General features: G+C 30.9%; 2 protein-coding genes. One reads left to right on the plus strand and one right to left on the minus strand.

Features of this window, described 5'->3' with window-relative positions; all coding sequences use genetic code 11:
* Positions 1 to 50: 50 nt before the first annotated feature.
* Entirely contained in the window at positions 51 to 839 is a 789-nt protein-coding gene (locus DXB77_RS12885; RefSeq protein WP_118663541.1) for a class I SAM-dependent methyltransferase, read from the plus strand.
* Here the strand turns inward: DXB77_RS12885 and DXB77_RS12890 are convergent.
* Positions 806 to 1,573, minus strand: a complete 768-nt coding sequence (locus tag DXB77_RS12890) for a hypothetical protein (RefSeq protein ID WP_118663543.1) — start codon at positions 1,571 to 1,573, stop codon at positions 806 to 808. The two genes, DXB77_RS12885 and DXB77_RS12890, sit on opposite strands and share 34 nt — an antisense overlap.
* Positions 1,574 to 1,634: the final 61 nt, after the last annotated feature.

The following is a 1,634-nucleotide window of genomic DNA, read 5'->3' on the forward strand; positions in this document are numbered from 1 at the left end:
GTGATGGATAATAAAGAGTTATACGACAAAATAAGAAAGAAGGATGTTATATGATTACAGAAGAAAATTCAATAGGAAAACCTCTCGCTAACGCAACTTGGCTAGAAAAACATCATAATGCCAAAATACCAGAACGCACTAAATTTGCCCAAAGACTCATTGAATTACATCCCCATAAAATAGTAGATCTAGGATGTGCATCTGGTTTATGGCTTGCGTTATTAAATGAAATATTTCCCAATGAATGTGAATTTATTGGAATAGATAACGATGAACAATCTTTATCTATAGCAAAAGAACGCAGTAAATTATGGAACCGCAATGTATCTTTTTTAAAATTGGATATAGAAAAAGAAGTTGACCAAATTCCATCTGCCGATTTAATTTTAGCATTTAATATATTTCCTTATATTGATAATCTTGATTTATTTATCAAATCAATTTTTTGTAAAAATAAACAAGGTACACTTGCTATACGTCAATATGATGGTGCGTCCATACGTTTTGGTCCAATGCCAACGAATGAGAGACAACAAATCGAAAGCAATCTGAGAGTTGCATTAGAAAACAATACAAATTTTCGACATTATGATATGGACCGCGTTTATACCGCTATTCATAGTTCTCCATACCAAAATAAAACTATTGAATTTGAACTTTTTGAAAGGACAAGTCCTTTTGATTCTAAATTTATTCCTTACTATACAGGGACCCTTAACTGGACAGCACAATTTTTATCAGAAGCCTCATCAATATTTTTTGATAAATGGATGCAAGAGGATCCACACTTTCTTAACCGATACTTCTATGAAGTTGATTTAATAGCTTTGCTATCATAATCATTTACTGCTACACGCTGTAACCCTTTATATTGAGCAGCAAACATATTAAATATTTCTTCATCTCTTGATAGAAGTACTACTGGATCTTGAGGAATATCTCTGAAATCCCAATTAAATAGAACCTCTTTTGTTCCATCTTTGTATGTTAGGAGAATAAATCCTATTTGAGGTTCCGACTGCCTTATGAGTTTATATGTATAATGTCCTTTTGCATTATCAGGAATAAGCTCATCTAGTTTTCGGAATCTCTCAATGGCTGATGCATCACCAATATCTTTCCAGTTCAAGCCTTTTTTTATATATTTTGCAATAATTGTAAAAGACTGATAATAGGTTTCCACACAATATAATCTTTCATCGGCAAGTTCGCATTCATCCTTGTAATTAAATGACGTATTTTGAACATATTCTAAAATTGGTAACCGTTCTATTATGTATTGCCAAGCACTTTGAGGAGTTCCTACCTTGTTTACATTTAAGTAATTTTTTACAGTTTCATATATTCTTTCAGAATCAATTGATACATGATTAACCTCATTATGTATTGTGATGATTTGCCCAATTATTAGTATAATTATAGAAAGAAGAAATGCTGGTATTGCAGCTAATGAACTATTTTCAGAATAGTCTAATGGATCAATGTAATATGTAATAATAAACGCAACTAATGATAGTATGGGACTCGCAAATAATATAATATATTGAATCTTATCAAATTTTCTTCGTGACATTTTATCTACTCCCTTTATAGCAACAATAAATTATAACTGATAACTCTTTATTATCCATCAC

Origin of the sequence: Clostridium sp. OM05-9, assembly GCF_003481465.1 — a bacterium.
Taxonomy (GTDB): domain Bacteria; phylum Bacillota; class Clostridia; order Lachnospirales; family Lachnospiraceae; genus Coprococcus; species Coprococcus ammoniilyticus.

Excerpts from the sequence above, each read along its gene's own strand:
- DXB77_RS12885 (WP_118663541.1), top strand. The coding sequence starts at position 51 with ATGATTACAGAAGAAAATTCAATAGGAAAACCTCTCGCTAACGCAACT.
- DXB77_RS12890 (WP_118663543.1), bottom strand. The coding sequence starts at position 1,573 with ATGTCACGAAGAAAATTTGATAAGATTCAATATATTATATTATTTGCG.